The organism is uncultured Agrobacterium sp., from assembly GCF_913777885.1.
Lineage (GTDB): Bacteria > Pseudomonadota > Alphaproteobacteria > Rhizobiales > Rhizobiaceae > Agrobacterium.
This window is the reverse complement of sequence record NZ_CAJYTV010000008.1, coordinates 68721-85929: the sequence shown is the minus strand read 5'-3', so window position 1 is coordinate 85929 and position 17209 is coordinate 68721. Positions and strand designations below refer to the sequence as shown.

Below are 17209 nucleotides of genomic sequence, written 5' to 3'. Positions count from 1 at the left end.
AAATCCATCGCTTTTTCGTTGGGACCATTTTATCGGCGTTGGTTGTAATCAAGCGTTACGCAGTCGACCCTGCATCAGGTCTATCACGGCGCGGGCAGCTTCCAGTACATTGGTGCCAGGTCCAAAGACCGCGGCAACGCCGTTGTCCAGAAGGAAGTCATAGTCCTGACGTGGAATGACGCCGCCGACGATGACGATGATCTTTTCTGCTCCTTTGGCCTTCAGCGCTGCGACCAGTTGCGGCGCCAGCGTCTTGTGGCCAGCAGCAAGTGACGACATTCCCACCACATGCACCCTGTTCTCCACCGCGAGATCTGCCGCTTCCTCCGGCGTCTGGAACAGGGGGCCTGCAATCACATCGAAGCCGATATCGCCAAAAGCGGATGCAATGATCTTCGCCCCGCGGTCGTGGCCGTCCTGACCGAGCTTGGCGATCATCATGCGTGGTTTGCCGTCCACGGTGTGCGACAGCTCGACGATCCGGTTACGCAAGGTTGCAAACTCCGGATCGTCCTCATAGGCCGCGCCGTAAACGTCGTGAACCACCTCCGGAACGGCGGCATGGTCTCCGAAGACAGCGCGCATGACGTCTGAAATCTCTCCGACGGTTGCCCTAGCGCGCGCCGCTTCCACAGCCGATTCGAGCAGGTTGCCTTGTCCTGTGCGCGCGACTTCGGAAAGGTTTGCCAGTGTTCGTTCAACGTCTACCGGATTGCGCTGACGGCGAACGGTTTCCAGACGCTTGATCTGCGACGCACGGACGGCGGAGTTGTCGATATCTAGAATATCGATCGGCTCTTCGTTCTCCAGGCGGAACTTGTTGACGCCAACGATAATCTCTTCGCCCCGGTCTGCAGCCGCCTGGCGTTTGGTCGCTGCCTCCTCGATCAGCCTCTTCGGCAGACCTTCATCGACGGCTTTGGTCATGCCGCCCATTTGCTCCACCTCCTCCATCAGCGCCCAGGCTTTCCCTACAAGCTCGTTCGTCAGGCTCTCCACATAGTAAGAACCTGCCAGCGGATCGACGACTTTGGTGATGCCGGTTTCATGCTGCAGAATAAGCTGAGTGTTGCGAGCGATACGGGCGGAAAAATCAGTCGGCAGCGCCATGGCCTCGTCAAGCGCGTTGGTGTGGAGCGACTGTGTGCCGCCTAGGACGGCTGAAAGGGCTTCATAAGCGGTGCGAATGACATTGTTGAATGGATCCTGCTCCTGTAGAGACACGCCCGATGTCTGGCAGTGGGTGCGCAACATCATAGAAGACGGCTTTTGCGGATTGAATTCTTCCATCACTCGCGACCATAGGAGGCGTGCAGCGCGCAGCTTGGCAGCCTCCATGAAGAAGTTCATGCCAATGGCAAAGAAGAAGGACAGGCGACCGGCAAAATCATCGACATTCAATCCCTTCTTCAACGCCGCCCGCACATATTCCCGTCCATCCGCCAGCGTGAAGGCCAGTTCCTGAACCAGCGTCGCACCCGCCTCCTGCATGTGATAGCCGGAAATGGAGATCGAGTTGAAGCGTGGCATCTCGCGCGCCGTATACTCGATGATATCGGCGATGATGCGCATCGAAGGTGCCGGGGGGTAGATATAGGTGTTGCGCACCATGAATTCTTTGAGAATGTCGTTCTGGATGGTGCCTGAAAGCTCCGCATGGGAGCATCCCTGTTCTTCCCCAGCGACGATGAAAGACGCAAGGATGGGGATGACAGCACCATTCATGGTCATCGACACAGACATTTCTTTCAGAGGAATGCCGTCGAACAGGATTTTCATGTCTTCAACGGAGTCGATCGCTACACCCGCCTTGCCGACATCGCCAACGACGCGCTCGTGATCGCTATCGTAGCCCCGGTGTGTCGCCAGATCGAAAGCGACAGACAGTCCCTTTTGGCCAGCCGCCAGATTGCGCTTATAAAAGGCGTTCGATTCTTCCGCTGTGGAAAAACCGGCATATTGACGGATCGTCCAGGGGCGGCCAGCATACATGGTGGCGCGGGGTCCTCGAACGAATGGCTTAAAGCCGGGTAAGCTGTCGAGATGAGATAGGCCGTCGAGATCGTCTGATGTGTAAAGGGCCTTGACGGCAATTCCTTCAGGCGTCTGCCAGGTGAGGGTATCGGGAGCGCGCTTCAGTTCCTTTTCGGCCAGTTGCTCCCAATCCTTTACCGACTTTTCGTCCGCCATGCCTGTCTCCCTGTTGCATTTCGTCTGATGTGAAAACGAAACGTTTTACTCTCCATCCGGTCGCATATGCGCGCAGCCGGAAGGGCAAGATAAAATCATTGGAGAATTTAACAACCGCGACTATCGATGAAGATGTCGTCACGATCAGGTAGCAGTGCCGCCCTTTCGTCCAAGAGACATGATCCGCTCGCGCAGCGCCTTCGCCAGATTGCGGGTGTTGCGGTACATATGGACCTGGGTTGCCACCTGGCGCACATCTCGGTCGCTGTTTTGCGATAAGCCGACAACGAGCGTTCCCATTTCGGCCGCATCGTCCCACAAGCCTGTGAGCGACAGCTCCTCTTCGACAACGCAATTGTCAGTGCAGATGATGTTGGCGTCATCAAGCTGCCATTCGGTCAGGCGTTGGGTCAGAAGCCGCTCGGGCATGTAGTTCGCATAACGCTCGTTGAACGCTGCCTTCCAGATATAGGCTTCACCCATGGCCATGAGAATGACGACGGAGGCGATCGCTTCTCCATTTAAATCGACGGTGTGGATACGCGCCGCGTCGATCTCAGCCAGATTGTTGATCGCTTCACGGGCAAAGGCAGTGCGGTAGCGATCGGTCACGAGCGCATTGCGCTTGCGCCCTTTCGTGCCATTCGCCTCCAGCGCCAGAAACTCCTCCATCCGCATACGCACATCGCCTGCCTGACGAGCGACATTGTAGGACACAGTCCCCAATGCCTGAAGGTCCGACCACTTTGTTTTCAGCAAGTTGCGATCGTCGAAGGAAAGCTTGTTCTGAAGATAGATGTCGGCATCTGGTCCGTTTTGAAGCAGATGCCTTCTGTGGCGCTCAGCCATGGAAACTGGAAGATTCCGGCTTAACGCCACAGCCCTGATCATGCGTACGAAAGGTCCGTTCAGCCGCACCAGCGGAAGCACGAGCACGCTTGGCAACCGAAGTTCAGGCTGCATCAATGCATCGAGAAGATTGTCGATGGTTTCGGCTGCGCCCTCGCTATCCACCAATGGCGTTCCAAGCGGCCCGAACGGGTTGGCCCAGGCGCGCAAGATGGAGGGGCCGACGGAGAAACCGGGTTTCTCGATGGTGAAGGGCATGAGAAAGCGCATGCGACTGCGTCGGCCGTTCTCGTCACGCATCAGAGCAAAGCGAACGGACCGATCTTCGATGCGCGGCATGGCAGGTGCAAGCAGCCGACCGGTGAAAAATACGTTAGGCTCCATCACCCGGTTGGACAAGAAATCAAGTTCTTCCTGAAGGTCGTATCCGAGTTGGGCGGGATATATGCAGAATTCACGACCCTCGCGGCCCACACGGATGCTGCTGTCCGCCTCAGGCCTCTCAACCTCTGCGGCAGGTTTGGGCATGACGAACTGGTTTTCGCTGAAGTCCGGATCGTTCGGGTCACTTGCCATGCTTATCTATACCATCCCCGGGTGTAGTATCACCGTAAGTCCAAGCGACCTCCATCCTTGAACGGTGGCAGGCAAATGAGACAGGTACGCGAATCTCTGCTCTAGCAGATATCATAACATACTGATCATAGAACGAAGTTGGAGAAATGTTGAGGGCCGTCCCGCACGAAATTTTCGCACTTGATTATAAATCCGGCACGACAGGTGCGCGCCTTCGTGCTGGAAGAACGCCCAGCACCAGCGCGCAGCCTATGACGATGATGGCCGCACCTATGAATTGCGCCGCCGAGAGGGGCTCATCCAGCACGAAGGCTCCGATGAAGACGGCGATCACGGTCACCACAAACTCAACGCTGATCGTTTTGGTCGCGCCGATGGTCGCTACCAGACGGAAATAGGTTATGTAGGTGAGCGCACTCATGATGATTGCGAGTGCAACGAGATAGCCGACATCGACGAGTGATGGGACTGCGGGGACAGGTACAACGGCAAGAAGCGGTAGTGTGAGGACGCCGCCGGCGAAAAACGATCCGATGGTGATCTCCCAAGAACCGGTGCCCTTCAGGAAGCGGCTGGCATAATTGCTGCCAAATGCCGCGCAGAGGCAACCGATCATGCAGGCGAAAGAGCCCAGGATAAAAGCCTGCGTTACCGGCACTGCTGGAAAGCCGACAAGAACGACTATGCCGACTATGCCGCAGCAGATGCCGATCATCGACTGCGCTGATATTTTTTCAAGGCCCCAGAGTTGCCCGATCAACATCGAGAACAGTGGAATACTGGCCACGAATATCGCAGCCATGGCAGTGCCGATCTGCGGTGTGGCGTAGGATAATCCGATCAGCTGGCCCGCCACCGTCGTTGCGCCGACAATCGAGAAGGCGCGCCATCCGGCTGAGAAGTCAAGCGGTCTCCCGCTTGCCTTTGCCACCAGATAAAGTGTGCCGCTGGCAATAAGGCACCTCAGCGACACCGCGCCGACCCAACCGAAGGACTCCACAACACGCAGCACGAGCGTGAAGGACAATCCCCAAGCCACAGCAAGGAAAATATAAGCGGCGAGTTGGCCCGGCTTCATGGGATTTGTCGTTCCGGCAAGAGAGATGCTGACGGAACAGTTATGGGAGGGTCAGCAATCCGTCAATCGACTTTCGACCCTAAAGCGTGGCAAGCAACCGGTTGTTTACCATACCTGCGGAGGCTGCCTGCATGGTAACCTTCTTCTCGACAGCCTCAATGACGGTGTCGGTGAAATCCACATTGGTGAGTTCACGAATATGTCCAAGACCGCCCGGCGAAAAGACATTTACTTCCAGGATCTTATCGCCGACGATATCCAGGCCGACGAGGAACATGCCATCCTCCACGAGCTTGGGTCGCATCATCTCCGCCAGCGCCAGCACGTCGTCGTTGACCTCCACCGCTTCGGCGGTGCCGGAAGCATGGATATTGGAGCGTAGATCGCCCTTGGCCGGAACGCGCCGCAGCGCAGCGTAAGCGCCATCGCGCATCAAAGGCTCTCCATTCATCATGAAGAAGCGGATATCGCCGTTTTTCGCCGCTGGCAGATAGGCCTGCGCTATCAGGTAACCTTCGATGCTGATAGCCTCGAAAATCTGATTGAGATTTGTCTCCTTGGAAGACCCGATCTTGAAGACATTCTTGCCGCCGGAACCCTGTAACGGCTTGACGATAACGCCCTTGGGATGCGCGTCCGCAAAGGCCCGTATCTCCTCAACATTGCGGGAAATCAGCGTGGTCGGACGAACGGTTTCAGGAAAGCTCTGGAAGTAGAGTTTGTTTTGCGCCAGCGCCAGGCCTTCCGGGTCGTTTAGAACAAGTACGCCCCGTTGCTCGGCAAGTCGTCCAAAAAGAATGCCAGAATGAACTGCCCAGGGTCGCGCGGTCTGGTCGAGAGAGGGATCGTTGCGCAGCATAAGCGCATCGATCTCTTCGATGTCGATGGTTTCTCGCTGCAACTGCCGCTCCTGCAGAGTGGCGTGAAAAGTTTCCACCTTTTTGTATTTTTGTTTCGGCATGACGAGCGCGTGCACAACGAGCGTATCATCTGGACGCAGAGTGAAATCGCCGGGTGTCAGGTAAATGACGTCGTGACCACGGTTGAGCGCCGCCATGGCGAGGAGCCCGGTGGCGTAGCTTGGATGTTCGCCTTCGATCGAATTGACAAAGAATGCTAGGCGCATAGTTCCCTCCCTCAAAGTGTGGCCATTTCGGCGATGGAAAGCCCCGATCGTATTTTTTCGAGTCTCTCATTGGCTCGCGGTAACAGTAGAAAAGCCGGTCGAATGCCGGGTGGACGTAAGAGGCCACGCAAAGACAGTTCCTGCATCACCGGGAAATGAGCAGCCGAGATTTTGCCCATCCAGAAGGGGTCGAGCGCGCCGCCTTTTCGTAAGTGCTGCAAGACTTCGTTCAGCCCGCGCAGATAAATCGCATCTTTCGGCAATCCGCCACCGCGGTAGATGCGCAGCACCATATTGAATGCGTTGGCCGCATCGAACCCATGTTGTTGCGTCATCAGCCGGTAGGTATCGACAAAGGTTGCACCATCGAGCATGGCGGCGCAGGCAACGACGCGTCCGGCAATCAGCCGCAAGCGTTGACGCGTCATGCCGCCTGCCAGATGTTCGGCCAGCACGGCCAGACCTTCCTGCACACCCTCATAACCGGACAGGCCGGTACGAAACAGGCGCAGTCCTTGAGCCGAACCATTAAAGTAGGTCAGCAAATGGACGCCTATTTCGTGATGCAGGAGAGCGTCGACGCGCCGTTGTTCCATCACCGTATGGCGGGAGATAAGCAGCTTTTCGCCCGTCACCATCAGCCCCGGAGGAAGGTCGTCACGAATTTCGACGCGTGCTCTGAAACTCGGTTCCTCGTGATGATAGGCGTCGACCATCTCGCGGGATTTCTGCACCACCTCATAACAGCCGACCAAAGGTATTTCGCCCTCATCGACCGGCATTCTACACTGCGCGAGCACGTCCGATGCGAGTGTCAGGAGTTCAGGCTCGACGGAGCCGTAAAGAGCCCGCCCGAAGTCTGTGTATTGACGCCTGTGCATATGCGCCAGCATCGTCAGCTGCAGGTCTATTTCCTGCTGCTTTTCGCGGTAGAGGTGATAGAGGACCGGGTCTTCGAGATGATCGAAAGCGACCGAGTAAAGTTTGCGCTTCTGCTCTTCGACATCGACGCCCAGCGGGCGATAGAGAAAATGCGGAGCATATTGAAAGTCGCTTTGCTGGAACTCATCGAAGGCTTGCCGGGCATTGATGGGCGTGACGGAAAGTAGGAAATCGAACGATTGAGCGATCTCGTCAATGGACCTGTCCGCGCGTCTCACAGCGTCTACGAAGGCTTTTCGGCCAAGCGCCCGGTGCGTGGTGATGCGCAGCGTTTCGGTGTCCGCCGCAAAAGCTGCAAAGGCCCGCAGCCCCGCATCGAAAAGATCGGCAATCATCGTCTCGCGCAGACCCGGATAATCCGACCCGGATTCCGGTTGCCGATAGATAGGCGCAAAGCGAACGCCGACGCAGGGAAATGGAACATCGGCTTCCTGCAGCCGAAGGACTGGATCCTGCTTGGGTTCCGGGCGTGTGATCCTCGGTGTGCGGAAACGCACTTCGGCATCGCAGATTGCCTTGATGAAGGCTTTTCGCGCGTTCTGCGTCTGGGGTTCGCTTGTGGCCGAAACCGCAACCTCGTAATGCGGCAGGAAGGGTGAATCGTCGGCAAGCCGGATATCATGCTCCAGTTCACCAATGTCCAGTACGATAAAGGCGCCGAAACGCTTCATCATCTCCGCGCCGACGGCTTGGACGATGGGTGCCGCCTCGCTGAGGCTCGATGCGATGAGATAGGACGCGTTCGACGACGTGATGTCGCGTGCGGCCAGATTTTTTGTGCCATAGGTCAGGTGTAGGCAGAGGAATGGCAGGGGACGGTCGATGTGGAGGCGGCCATCCTTGCCGACATCTGTGCGGATCGCCTGACCTTCGGCCAGAGCCGTGGCAATCTTCGTCGATAATGGAATGTCATCGGTTGCTTTGAGCGAAGAAACGTTGTTCATCGGCTCTCTCGCAGCAGTCGCTCGAGTACCGGTTCCAGTTCAGTTATAGCGTGACGAATGTCTGAGACGATGCGGGTATCTGGCTTTCCCGTCCACTCGTCCATGAAGATCTTCTTGAATTCGATTGCGATGGCGCAGCCGTTCTGTGGATATCTATCATGAACGAATCGCGTTTGTTCGCCGCGCCCTTGAAAGGCAACGTTCTCACGAACATCCAACTTGCGGCCACCGATATCTGCCGAGGCAAAGTGCGCCATCACGGCGTCCACGACAAAAGACCATCGGCTTCGATCCATGGAGATCGTACCGATATTGATATCGGGTGCTGTCTCCTGAGGAGTTGGCGCTCCATTCGGGCCACCGCGACGGTGATTGTAGCTGTGAATATCCAGTAGAACAAACCGCCCATGAGACATCTCGATCCGGTCGAGAAAGGACGCAAGCATGGCATAGTAGTCGTCGTGAACGGAAAGCGACGTAGCGAGTGCCGCCTCTGACGGTGGTTCATTCCAGACCTCCAGGCCCCAGGACTGGTCTGGCGTCAGATAGATGGCGGCATCGCGAGCCCTGTTGAGATCGATTTCAAAGCGCGATCTGTGTCCGATGATCCGGTTCGTCAGCCCGCCGATCATCTCGCCAGTGAACGGGTCCTCCTCATAGAGCCGTTCCTCGTTCGAAAGTGCGATACTGGCAAGGAGGTCTTCTCGCAGAAGATGCCCGTCATGGATCGCAGTGCCAACAATCGCAGAGCCGCCAAAAGATGCCGACCAGATTTGTTTCTGCATGATTTCGGATGGGGTCCCGTTTTTCGTCATTTGCGCCTCATGGAGTCCGCAGGACAACACGAAGACGAGAACGTTGGTTCCAGGATACCTCTATCCCGATACGAAGGGCCCCGCTGCAGGCCCGTGAGATCTTAGACAGGCGATCTCTTCAAGCGCGGCGAATGTGGAAGCGATGGCCGTCTGTCGTATCGATGGTCTCGAGAAGAGCATGGCCGTCTTCCCGGCACATATGAGGGATGTCGATAACCGCCAGAGGATCGGTCGTTTCCACGAACACCTCGTCTCCGGAGGCCATTGCGGCCAGCCTTTTGCGACAGCGTAGGACAGGCAGAGGGCATTTGAGCCCTCTAAGATCAAAGACGGTCCTTGCGACCAAAATCACTCCTTGGCCCAGAATTTCCAAAAAGGCTTCTTTGTCGGTTCTTCCGGCTCCTGTGCGCTGAAGGCCAGCGGATTGACGGTCGGAACCGGCACATTCTGCGTTGCCGCTGCAGATGCCGGTGCTGCGCGTTGCGGCACCTGCGCTGCTGCAGCCAGCATGATAGAAGACGGGCGGGCGGGCGTTGCCGGCTGAGATGTCGTCGGCTGAGAGGCCGGTGCGGCTGGCCTTGCTGGAGATGTCGAAGCAGCGGCGATCGCCGTGGCTCCCGTTGCCGAGATGCCCTTCGCCGCCTTCTTTTCCATCAGTGCGGCAAATTCCGTTTCCTTCATCAGCTTGCCGGCTTTCAGCGCAGAGCCCGTCGGTGCGTATGCCGGTTCACGCCCCTTGCGCTTGTCCGCCACCAGCACCTTGCGTTCCGCTTCGGTCGGATCGTACCACACCATGCCATCGAATTTTTTCATGGCCTTGTCATAGGCAAGGTCGTAGCTCTTGTTGTAGCTGACGAGCGCGCTTGCGAGCGCCGGCGGCGTGCTTGTTGCGGGGCAGGCGGCTGCCGCGTTGAATTGACCACCCTGCGCCTGCTGGTTGAAGACGTACTTCTTCTCGCAGAAATTGACGTCCGGTGGACGCTTGGTCACTTCGAAATGATCGTAGCCGACCTTCAGCATCTTCCAGAATTCGTAATTTTCGCTTTTACGATGACGAGCCATGTTTTCCGCCGTCATGCGGAACGGCAAAGCCTGAAGCTGAATCGTCTTCTGGCCGCCCTTGAAGGCGTCCCGTGCGAATGCGTAGATCTCCAGCATCTGTGCGTCGGTCATCGAGTAGCAGCCCGACGACGAGCACGCGCCATGGATCATCAGGTTTGTGCCATTGCGACCGTTCGCCTGATCGTAGCGGTTCGGAAAACCGGTATTGATCGACAGATAATAATTTGAATAGGGGTTCATGTGCCCTGGCGAAAGATTGTAGAATCCTTCCGGTGCCTGACGGTCGCCCTCTTTGACCTTTGGTCCGAGTTTGCCGGACCAAGCGCAGATATCGTAGGAAGCGATCACCTCGAAGCGATTGTCGCGTCTCGCCTTCCAGACTTCCAGCTTGCCTTCTTCCTTCAAGATGCGAATCATGATCGGCGCATTGCGATCCATGTTCTTCTTGTCCATCTCGGCAAGGATGGTGGGGGAGAGAGGATAATCGACCTTGTTTTTGACGTGAGACACGTCACGCTCGACGGTTTCGAGCGTTTCGTTGCAGCCCGCGAGCATTACACCGGCGCAGGCAAGAAGAGCGATGTGTCTCAAACGCATGGGCGTCATACCGATTTGCATGATGTCGAACGGTCCTAAGGTAAATTGGATTTGATTACAAGTCAGTTGTTTTCTCTCGCAATTCAGGTCGTTGCGGCTTGGTCCTTCATCGCTATATTGATGGCATGATCGCATTGTTTGAAGCTTACTGGCCCCACGTTCTCGCACTGCTCTCGCTTGTCATGGGGACTGTGGCTGCGGTGCATGCGACCATGACCAAGCAGGAAGTCCGTTCAGCCCTCGGCTGGGTGGGCGTTATTGTGCTTTCTCCCATCATCGGCGCTTTGCTCTATGCCATCGCCGGCATCAACCGCATCCGCCGTAACACGCTGGGGCAACAACGATCGTTGATGCATGGCACGATCATGGACCGGGTGGCGCGTTTCGATGCCGATAACAGTCTTGTCGTCGAGCGTTTCGGTCGCCGTTTCGTCGCCATGAAGACTGTTGGCGACCGCGTGACGCGCGCGGCGCTGACGACCGGCAACACCATCGAAACGCTGTCCGATGGAGATCAGGCCTATGCGGCCATGCTCGAAGCCATCGGTCTTGCCCGTCGTTCAATCATCCTGGAAACCTATATTCTCGATCACGACCGGATAGGACTGAGGTTCGTCGCAGCTCTGGCCCGGGCCAGGGAGAGGGGCGTCGAAGTCCGTGTTCTGGTCGACGCCGTGGGTGCGCGATACTCTGTGCCAAGCATACTATCGAAGCTGCGGCTGGAAGAAATTCCCTCCGCTGTCTTCAACGGCAATGTCATCATGGGGCTTCGGCTGCCCTATGCAAATCTGCGCACGCACCGCAAGATACTGATCGTCGATGGCAAGGTTGCGTTTACCGGGGGCATGAATATTCGCGAAGGCTTCACACGCGAGTTCCATGGCGACAAGCAATCACATGATACCCATTTCAAGGTCCAGGGGCCGGTGGTATCCGACCTTTTCACCGTGGCCGCCGAGGATTGGGGCTTTGCCAGTGGCGAGCGTCTTGACGGACCTGTCTGGGACGTCACCATACCGAACGGCGTTCCCGGTCAACCGCTCCTCATGCGCGCCGTGGCTTCCGGTCCCGATAACAGCATCGAGACCAGCCATAAGATGCTTATGGGCGCTTTTTCCATTGCCCGTTCCTCTATCCACATCATGTCGCCCTATTTCCTGCCGGATCGCGAACTGATTTCCGCCCTCACGACGGCGGCAAGACGAGGTGTTATTGTCGATATCATTGTTCCGGCGACCAATAATCTCATGCTGGTCGACAGGGCGATGACGGCGCAGTTCGACCAGTTGCTGAGGAGTTACTGCCGGATCTGGCGTGCCACGGGCCCCTTCAACCACTCCAAACTGCTGGTGATCGACGACCGCTGGTCCTATGTCGGTTCCTCTAATCTCGATCCGCGTTCGCTCAGATTGAACTTTGAGGTGGATATTGAAGTTCTCGACGAGGGCTTTGCAACGACGGTCTCGGAGCGCATGGCGACTGCCATGGAGGGCGCGACACCGGTAAAGCTGGATGAACTGAGGGCCAGACCGTTTTTTGTTCGTCTCACAGAGCGGATATTGTGGCTGGCTTCGCCTTACCTTTGACACCGGGATCGAGTTGAAACCCTTCACGCGATCCAAGACAGGAAACCGATGCGACCGAAGAACGATAGCCTCCCCGCAGTCTTTATGTCGTCGCTGCGCAACCGCAAGAACAGGCGATGTCCGGACCAGATTGCGGCAGAGCAAACCTCCCCCGTCGTTGCATCCTACAATGTTCACAAGTGCGTCGGTCGTGATGGCAAATTCGATCCCGACCGGATCAGCAGGGTGATCCACGAGTTGCGGGCCGATGTGGTCGCATTGCAGGAGGCGGACAGCCGTTTCGGGGAACGAACGGGCCTTCTGGATCTCGGACGGCTTGAACGTGATTGCGGTCTTACCCCGGTGCCGGTTTCCGGGGGCAGCAAGGCGCATGGCTGGCATGGCAACGTCGTGCTGTTTCGCGAAGGTGCCGTCCGCGACGTTCACACGGTCAAGCTCCCGGGGCTTGAGCCTCGCGGCGCGCTAGTTGTGGAGCTCGATCTAAAGGCGGCTGGAACCTTGCGTGTGATAGCAGCGCATTTCGGCTTGCTGCGGCACTCTCGCGCGCAACAGGCTCGAGCCCTGGTGGAACTGCTCAACGCGCGTGAGACACAGCCGACCGTGCTGATGGGCGACCTGAATGAATGGCGGCTTGGTAACGGGTCATCTCTCAATACCTTTCGTGATGCCTTCGGCACCTTGCCGCCCGCAGTGCCGAGTTTTCCTTCTGGGCTGCCAGTGCTTGCGCTGGATCGGATCATTGCCAATCGTGACGGCATGATCGAGAAGGTCGAAGCGCACGATAGCGCTCTAGCGCGTGTGGCCTCCGATCATTTGCCTTTGAAGGCGACGATCAATACCGCACTCCTGGATGGTCCTGTGGCGAAGTAGACCTGCATCATGCTGGTTTAAAATGCCCTGATCCCGCCCAAATGAATGCCTACTCAGATACCTCAATAGGGACGATTGCAAAGAATCCCCGTTTGCCTCGAACGGTTCGAGCCATTTCGTTGGAACCAATCTTGGTGGTGCGCAATTGAATGTCCAACAAAGACATCCGGGCTGCCGCGGGTCATAATTAAACAGGAGAAAACAGATGAAAAAGACTTTTGCCGTAACGTTTGCCGCTGTCACGCTTGGACTGAGCGGTCCTTTGAGCGCGGTCGCCGCAGATCTGGCGCCTTATCGCGAGACCTATCAGGACAGCGATGATCGCAACGGCGTCAAGATTGGTTACCTGACCTGCGACGTTGGCGGCGGTGTCGGCTATGTCATCGGTTCTGCCAAGGAACTGGAATGCACGTTCAAGTCCACGGTTGGCGCGCGTCGCACGGACGTCTACACTGGCGTCATCCGCAAGATGGGTGTTGACCTGGGCTTCACCACGCAAGGCAAGCTCGTATGGGCCGTGTTCGCTCCGACCGCCGGCTACCATCGCGGTTCGCTCTCCGGCCTCTATCAGGGCGCTACGGCTGAAGCGACGCTTGGTGTTGGCGTCGGTGCAAACGTTCTGGTCGGTGGCACGGCTGGCTCCATCCAGCTTCAGACCGTCAGCGTCACCGGCCAGGTTGGTCTGAACCTCGCCGCAACGGGCACTTCGGTCACCCTGACACCGGCCAACGGTTGATCGTCATTTCTGCGGCCACGTCAAAATGCCGCATGAAAGAGACTGCCCTTCTCGCTATAATGGCGGGGAGGGCATTTCTGTGAGAGCGAACGAGGAGTTTCATGAAGGCGACCCTATCTGCCGCAGCGTTTCTGCTCACGTTATCTGTCGCGAGCGTCAGCGCCGAAGGCGATCCGGTGGAAGGTGAACGTGCTTTTGGCAAATGCGCCAGTTGCCACAACATCGACAACCCCCGAACACGCCTTGGTCCGCATCTGATGGGTGTCGTCGGTCGCCGTGCCGGCTCCGTGGCGGATTATCCCAATTACTCGCAAGCGATGAAGGACGCTGGAGCCAGCGGTCTTGTCTGGGATGAAGCGGCATTAAGAGAGTTTCTTTCCAGCCCGAAGAAGAAGGTACCTGGCACTTCTATGCGCTTCTTCGGTCTGTGGAGCGCCACCGAAATCGACAATATCATTGCCTATCTGAAGACAAAGCCTGCGCCGTGACGCCTTTTGATCACCGCGAACCGAGGATCTCCTCTGCCTCCTCGATGGACATGGCATACACCCGATTAGCGATGTCGAAACTGTAGCCGTTGCGGGCAAAGGCCGAGATTTCCTTGCTCATGCGTTTTTCATCCACCTCATCGTCCCGGCGAAACGGACCGAAGCGTCGCTTGCGCGCCAGAACGACGGCTGCGTAGAGATCATCGCTGTCTGCAAGTGCGTGCTCTGCAATATCTCTACTCACGCCTTTCTGGGTCAGTTTCTGTGCAATGGCGCGCCTGGATCTGCCGCTCCTGACGCCAGAGCGCGTGGTGATTTCGGCAAAGGCATTATCGTCGAGCGCCTTGATCTCATAGGCAAAGCGAACCGCTGACTCGGCAAGCGCCTGCACTTGTGACGTGGAAATATCCTGGAACTTCTCCTTTGCCTTACGTGAAATGGCGTCGAACAGCTGACGCTCCGTCATCATCCGCTTTTCGAGACGATAGATTGTGGAATTTCTGGCCCAGGACAGCATCCGGCTCGTCGGGGCGCTTTCAGTCTCGTCGTCGCTCATGTCATGCCGTGGATGGGTCGATCGTGGAGTTTCGCAGGGCGTAGACACCGATCGGATGTTCAAGGCCTCGCAGCAGGCGCGGGCCGAGGCTCTCGAACGTGCTCTTGTCCTCCAGCATGCTGACGAAGTCCTCGGACAGAAGAACGCGCCTGCCGACGGTCTTCGTCAGGGTTTCCAGCCGTGAAGCGATATTGACTGCCGGGCCAATCACCGTGAAATCGAGACGGGTCCGGGAGCCGATATTGCCGTACATGACATCGCCGACGTGAACGCCAATCCCGTAGCCGAAGGGCTCATGGCCTCTTTTGATATTGTTTTCATTCAGCTTTTTAAGCCCTTCCTGCGCCTCGCCAATAGCTGCAATCAGATTGGTGGCGGCATCGGCATTGTTCAACGGGAAGATTGCCAGCAGGCCATCGCCCATGAATTTGAGGATTTCACCGCCGTGTTTCTCGATCGGCTCCGCCATCGCATCGAAATAGCCGTTCAGCAATTCGATCACGTCATCGCGCGGCCACAAGTCGGAGATCCGGGTAAAGTCCCGCAAATCGCAGATCATGATGACAGCGCTTACCGTGTTGCCGCTTCCTCTGCGGGTTGCCCCGTCCAGAATTTCCTGACTGGCATGGGGCCCGACATAGGTTTCAAGCAATGTGCGAGCCATACGATTTTTCAGACGAATTTCCGAAACCAGCGCGATCGCCGGCACCAGACTTTTCAGCGTTTCGATTTCGGACGCCAGAAATCCGTTCGGCCGGTCGCTGGCAAATGTCACCACATGGCGCTTGCCGAATGTGTGTTGGAGCGGCCAGGCCACATAGTCTGTCAGGTCTTCTTGGCGTAGATCGCGATAAATCTGGTAGTCCCGCTCGATGACGCCTGGTCCATGGAGCGCCTGACGGACTTCCTCCGCCCCGTTATGGATATCGTACAAGGGGCTGTTCAGATATTCCGCCGCCGTTTCGCTGCCATAGGCATAGGTGTCGAATGCCGCTTCCGGCTGGCCATTGCGCCAAAGGATACGAGCGCCGCGCCATTGTGGATGCTGGACAAGGAAGTTCATCGATGCGCGTGCAATAGAGACGCCCTGATCTCTCAGGCGCACGCACATTTCGACGAATATATTGTCGATATAGCGATTGCCGCTGGTCTGTGTGACGAGCCAGTCGAGCACATTGCTTCTCTGGTGTGGCCAGAGCGCGTTGTTTTCGACTGGGTCTGAAATCTCTACGCTGTCAACAAGGGCCATATGCTCGCCTCCTTCGCCTTAACATGCTTGAAGAGGCGGCAGCGCTCCCACTCCATGCAGGGCATTTGGTGCATCATAGCGGAAAATGGAAGAGCGAAGAGGATAAGAAATATTGTATGTGAAAAAGGCGCTTGCATTGGCATCAGCCGCAAGCGCCCTTCGTCGATCGGCGTGTGTTCAGGTCTTTAAAGAACGGCAGCCAGAGGAATCTGGAGCGCGTTGGCAACGCGCTTGAGGCGCGATGGGTCGCTGTCTGCGCCCGTTTCAAGCGCAAGAATTTCCTGAGTTGTCAGTCCACAGGTCAAGGCCAGTTGATCGACCGTATAGCCTGCTGCATTACGGGCTGAAGCGATTTTACCTGCAAAAGGCGCATTGGCTTCGTGTGCTGTAAAAGATGTTGAGACGGAAATCGTCATTGAAAATCTCCCTGAAAGAATGGACACGGATGTGTCGGCGGCGAGTGCCGTCGCGTTGATTGCATGCGACTGCGCTGCAAAGGAGAGATGATGTTGCAGCGCAGCAGGGAAAATAGCCATCTTTGACGCACATGCAATAGTTAAATTGCGATTAACGGTTTTGCCATCTCACGGTCCGTCGCAGGCTTGAGACAGCAATAGCCCTGCGGCTACTGAAAATAGCCATTGCTGCCGCGCCGGAAGCCTGATGGCGGAATACCGGCAATCTGGCGAAACGCCTTGTTGAATGCGCTGACCGATCCAAAGCCGCTTTCCATCGCGATGCTCAGAATGCTCTCCTTGCCATTCACCAGCATGGCCTGCGCCCGTGACAGGCGCAGAAGCGTCAGATATTTCATCAGCGTCATGCCCGTCGATTTGCGGAACAGGTTCATGGCATATTTCGGGTGCAGGTTGGCCACTCGGGCAATATCCGTCGCATCAATATCGTCGAGGAAGTTGGCGGCGATAAAATCGCACATGCGTGCAACGGCAACAGATGCAGCGTTTTCCTGGCTCGTGGTATTGGCGGCTGAGGCCGCCGAAGAGATCACGTCGTAGGGCTCCATGAACATGCGCTCGACGCGCAGGATCAACTCCTCGACCGCATGTTGCGCCTTTGCCGTATCGCCGGATTTAGCATATTCCCGCCATCGGGCGAAGTTCTCGTCATCCGCCTTTCCTGTGACGTCGGTCAGCATAGTCGCGCCACCCATCAGCATGGCCGATACAGCCCGTGGCAAGCGCATTCGGAAAAAGTGAAAAAGTGGCAGATGTGCGCCAGCGTAAAAGGAATCATCTGAGGATTCGTCCATCTGATGCGGTTGCCCGCCCCAGAACAGGCACATTTGCCCGGCGCCCATCCGGAACGTATGGTCGCCCATGCGATAGTGAACGCTTCCCGACATGACATAATTGACCTCGACCTGCGCGTGCCAGTGGGGCATCAGCATGACGGGCGGATGGTCGTAGAAAAACTGCAGCGTCGTTGGCCACCCTTCGATGCTGCTCGCACCCGGCTGATAGACGGCTTTTTCATCGATCTTACTTTTCGACAAATTCACGTTCCCTTTTTACGAGACAGATTTCG

The 17209-nt window shown here is 56.8% G+C and carries 16 protein-coding genes; 4 read left to right on the top strand and 12 right to left on the bottom strand.

The features are described from left to right. Window positions 1–48: 48 nt before the first annotated feature. The 8 genes from scpA to QZ869_RS05930 all read right to left on the bottom strand — a co-directional run bounded on the left by scpA (window position 49) and on the right by QZ869_RS05930 (window position 10179). Entirely contained in the window at window positions 49–2190 is a 2142-nt protein-coding gene (scpA, locus tag QZ869_RS05965; protein ID WP_296103219.1) for a methylmalonyl-CoA mutase, read from the bottom strand. A gap of 144 nt (window positions 2191–2334) precedes the next feature. Beyond that, on the bottom strand, window positions 2335–3615 hold the full coding sequence (locus tag QZ869_RS05960; RefSeq protein WP_296103217.1) for a GNAT family N-acetyltransferase: 1281 nt from the start codon (window positions 3613–3615) through the stop codon (window positions 2335–2337). 184 nt (window positions 3616–3799) lie between these two features. Then, complete coding sequence (locus tag QZ869_RS05955) at window positions 3800–4693, bottom strand: EamA family transporter (protein ID WP_296103216.1); 894 nt, start codon at window positions 4691–4693, stop codon at window positions 3800–3802. A gap of 79 nt (window positions 4694–4772) precedes the next feature. After that, window positions 4773–5819, bottom strand: coding sequence for a glutathione synthase (locus QZ869_RS05950; protein ID WP_296103215.1), 1047 nt, complete (start codon window positions 5817–5819; stop codon window positions 4773–4775). A gap of 11 nt (window positions 5820–5830) precedes the next feature. Continuing rightward, complete coding sequence (locus tag QZ869_RS05945; protein ID WP_296103213.1) at window positions 5831–7705, bottom strand: flavohemoglobin expression-modulating QEGLA motif protein; 1875 nt, start codon at window positions 7703–7705, stop codon at window positions 5831–5833. Continuing rightward, window positions 7702–8520: an N-formylglutamate amidohydrolase gene (locus QZ869_RS05940; RefSeq protein ID WP_296103211.1), complete on the bottom strand. Its 819-nt coding sequence runs from the start codon at window positions 8518–8520 to the stop codon at window positions 7702–7704. The genes QZ869_RS05945 and QZ869_RS05940 overlap by 4 nt, the downstream gene beginning before the upstream one ends. A gap of 118 nt (window positions 8521–8638) precedes the next feature. Further along, entirely contained in the window at window positions 8639–8893 is a 255-nt protein-coding gene (locus QZ869_RS05935; protein ID WP_296103209.1) for a sulfurtransferase TusA family protein, read from the bottom strand. Further along, on the bottom strand, window positions 8869–10179 hold the full coding sequence (locus QZ869_RS05930) for a murein L,D-transpeptidase family protein (RefSeq protein WP_296080200.1): 1311 nt from the start codon (window positions 10177–10179) through the stop codon (window positions 8869–8871). Before QZ869_RS05930 ends, QZ869_RS05935 begins: the two co-directional genes overlap by 25 nt. 125 nt (window positions 10180–10304) lie before the next feature. Here QZ869_RS05930 and QZ869_RS05925 point away from each other — a divergent pair, with 125 nt between their 5' ends. From QZ869_RS05925 to QZ869_RS05910, 4 genes are all read left to right on the top strand, one after another. Continuing rightward, the gene (locus QZ869_RS05925) at window positions 10305–11765 is read left to right on the top strand and encodes a phospholipase D-like domain-containing protein (RefSeq protein WP_296103627.1); all 1461 of its coding nucleotides are present in this window, start codon (window positions 10305–10307) and stop codon (window positions 11763–11765) included. A gap of 48 nt (window positions 11766–11813) precedes the next feature. Continuing rightward, window positions 11814–12635 carry an endonuclease/exonuclease/phosphatase family protein gene (locus QZ869_RS05920; protein WP_296103207.1) on the top strand — a complete coding sequence of 274 codons (822 nt, stop codon included), beginning with the start codon at window positions 11814–11816 and terminating at the stop codon, window positions 12633–12635. A 205-nt stretch (window positions 12636–12840) separates the two neighbouring features. After that, window positions 12841–13371, top strand: coding sequence for a DUF992 domain-containing protein (locus QZ869_RS05915; protein ID WP_296014207.1), 531 nt, complete (start codon window positions 12841–12843; stop codon window positions 13369–13371). Between the two features lie 101 nt (window positions 13372–13472). Further along, window positions 13473–13859, top strand: coding sequence for a cytochrome c family protein (locus QZ869_RS05910; protein ID WP_296039135.1), 387 nt, complete (start codon window positions 13473–13475; stop codon window positions 13857–13859). A gap of 10 nt (window positions 13860–13869) precedes the next feature. On the opposite strand, the gene recX is transcribed toward QZ869_RS05910, so the two are convergent. The 4 genes from recX to QZ869_RS05890 form a co-directional block, all read right to left on the bottom strand. Beyond that, window positions 13870–14415, bottom strand: coding sequence for a recombination regulator RecX (gene recX, locus QZ869_RS05905; RefSeq protein ID WP_296103204.1), 546 nt, complete (start codon window positions 14413–14415; stop codon window positions 13870–13872). A 1-nt stretch (window position 14416) separates the two neighbouring features. Continuing rightward, a complete protein-coding gene (locus QZ869_RS05900) occupies window positions 14417–15664 on the bottom strand; it encodes an adenylate/guanylate cyclase domain-containing protein (protein WP_296103202.1) in 1248 nt (415 codons plus the stop codon). A 185-nt stretch (window positions 15665–15849) separates the two neighbouring features. Next, the gene (locus tag QZ869_RS05895; RefSeq protein WP_296014214.1) at window positions 15850–16080 is read right to left on the bottom strand and encodes a helix-turn-helix domain-containing protein; all 231 of its coding nucleotides are present in this window, start codon (window positions 16078–16080) and stop codon (window positions 15850–15852) included. Window positions 16081–16289: 209 nt separating this feature from the next. Continuing rightward, window positions 16290–17183, bottom strand: a complete 894-nt coding sequence (locus QZ869_RS05890) for a helix-turn-helix domain-containing protein (protein WP_296103200.1) — start codon at window positions 17181–17183, stop codon at window positions 16290–16292. Window positions 17184–17209: the final 26 nt, after the last annotated feature.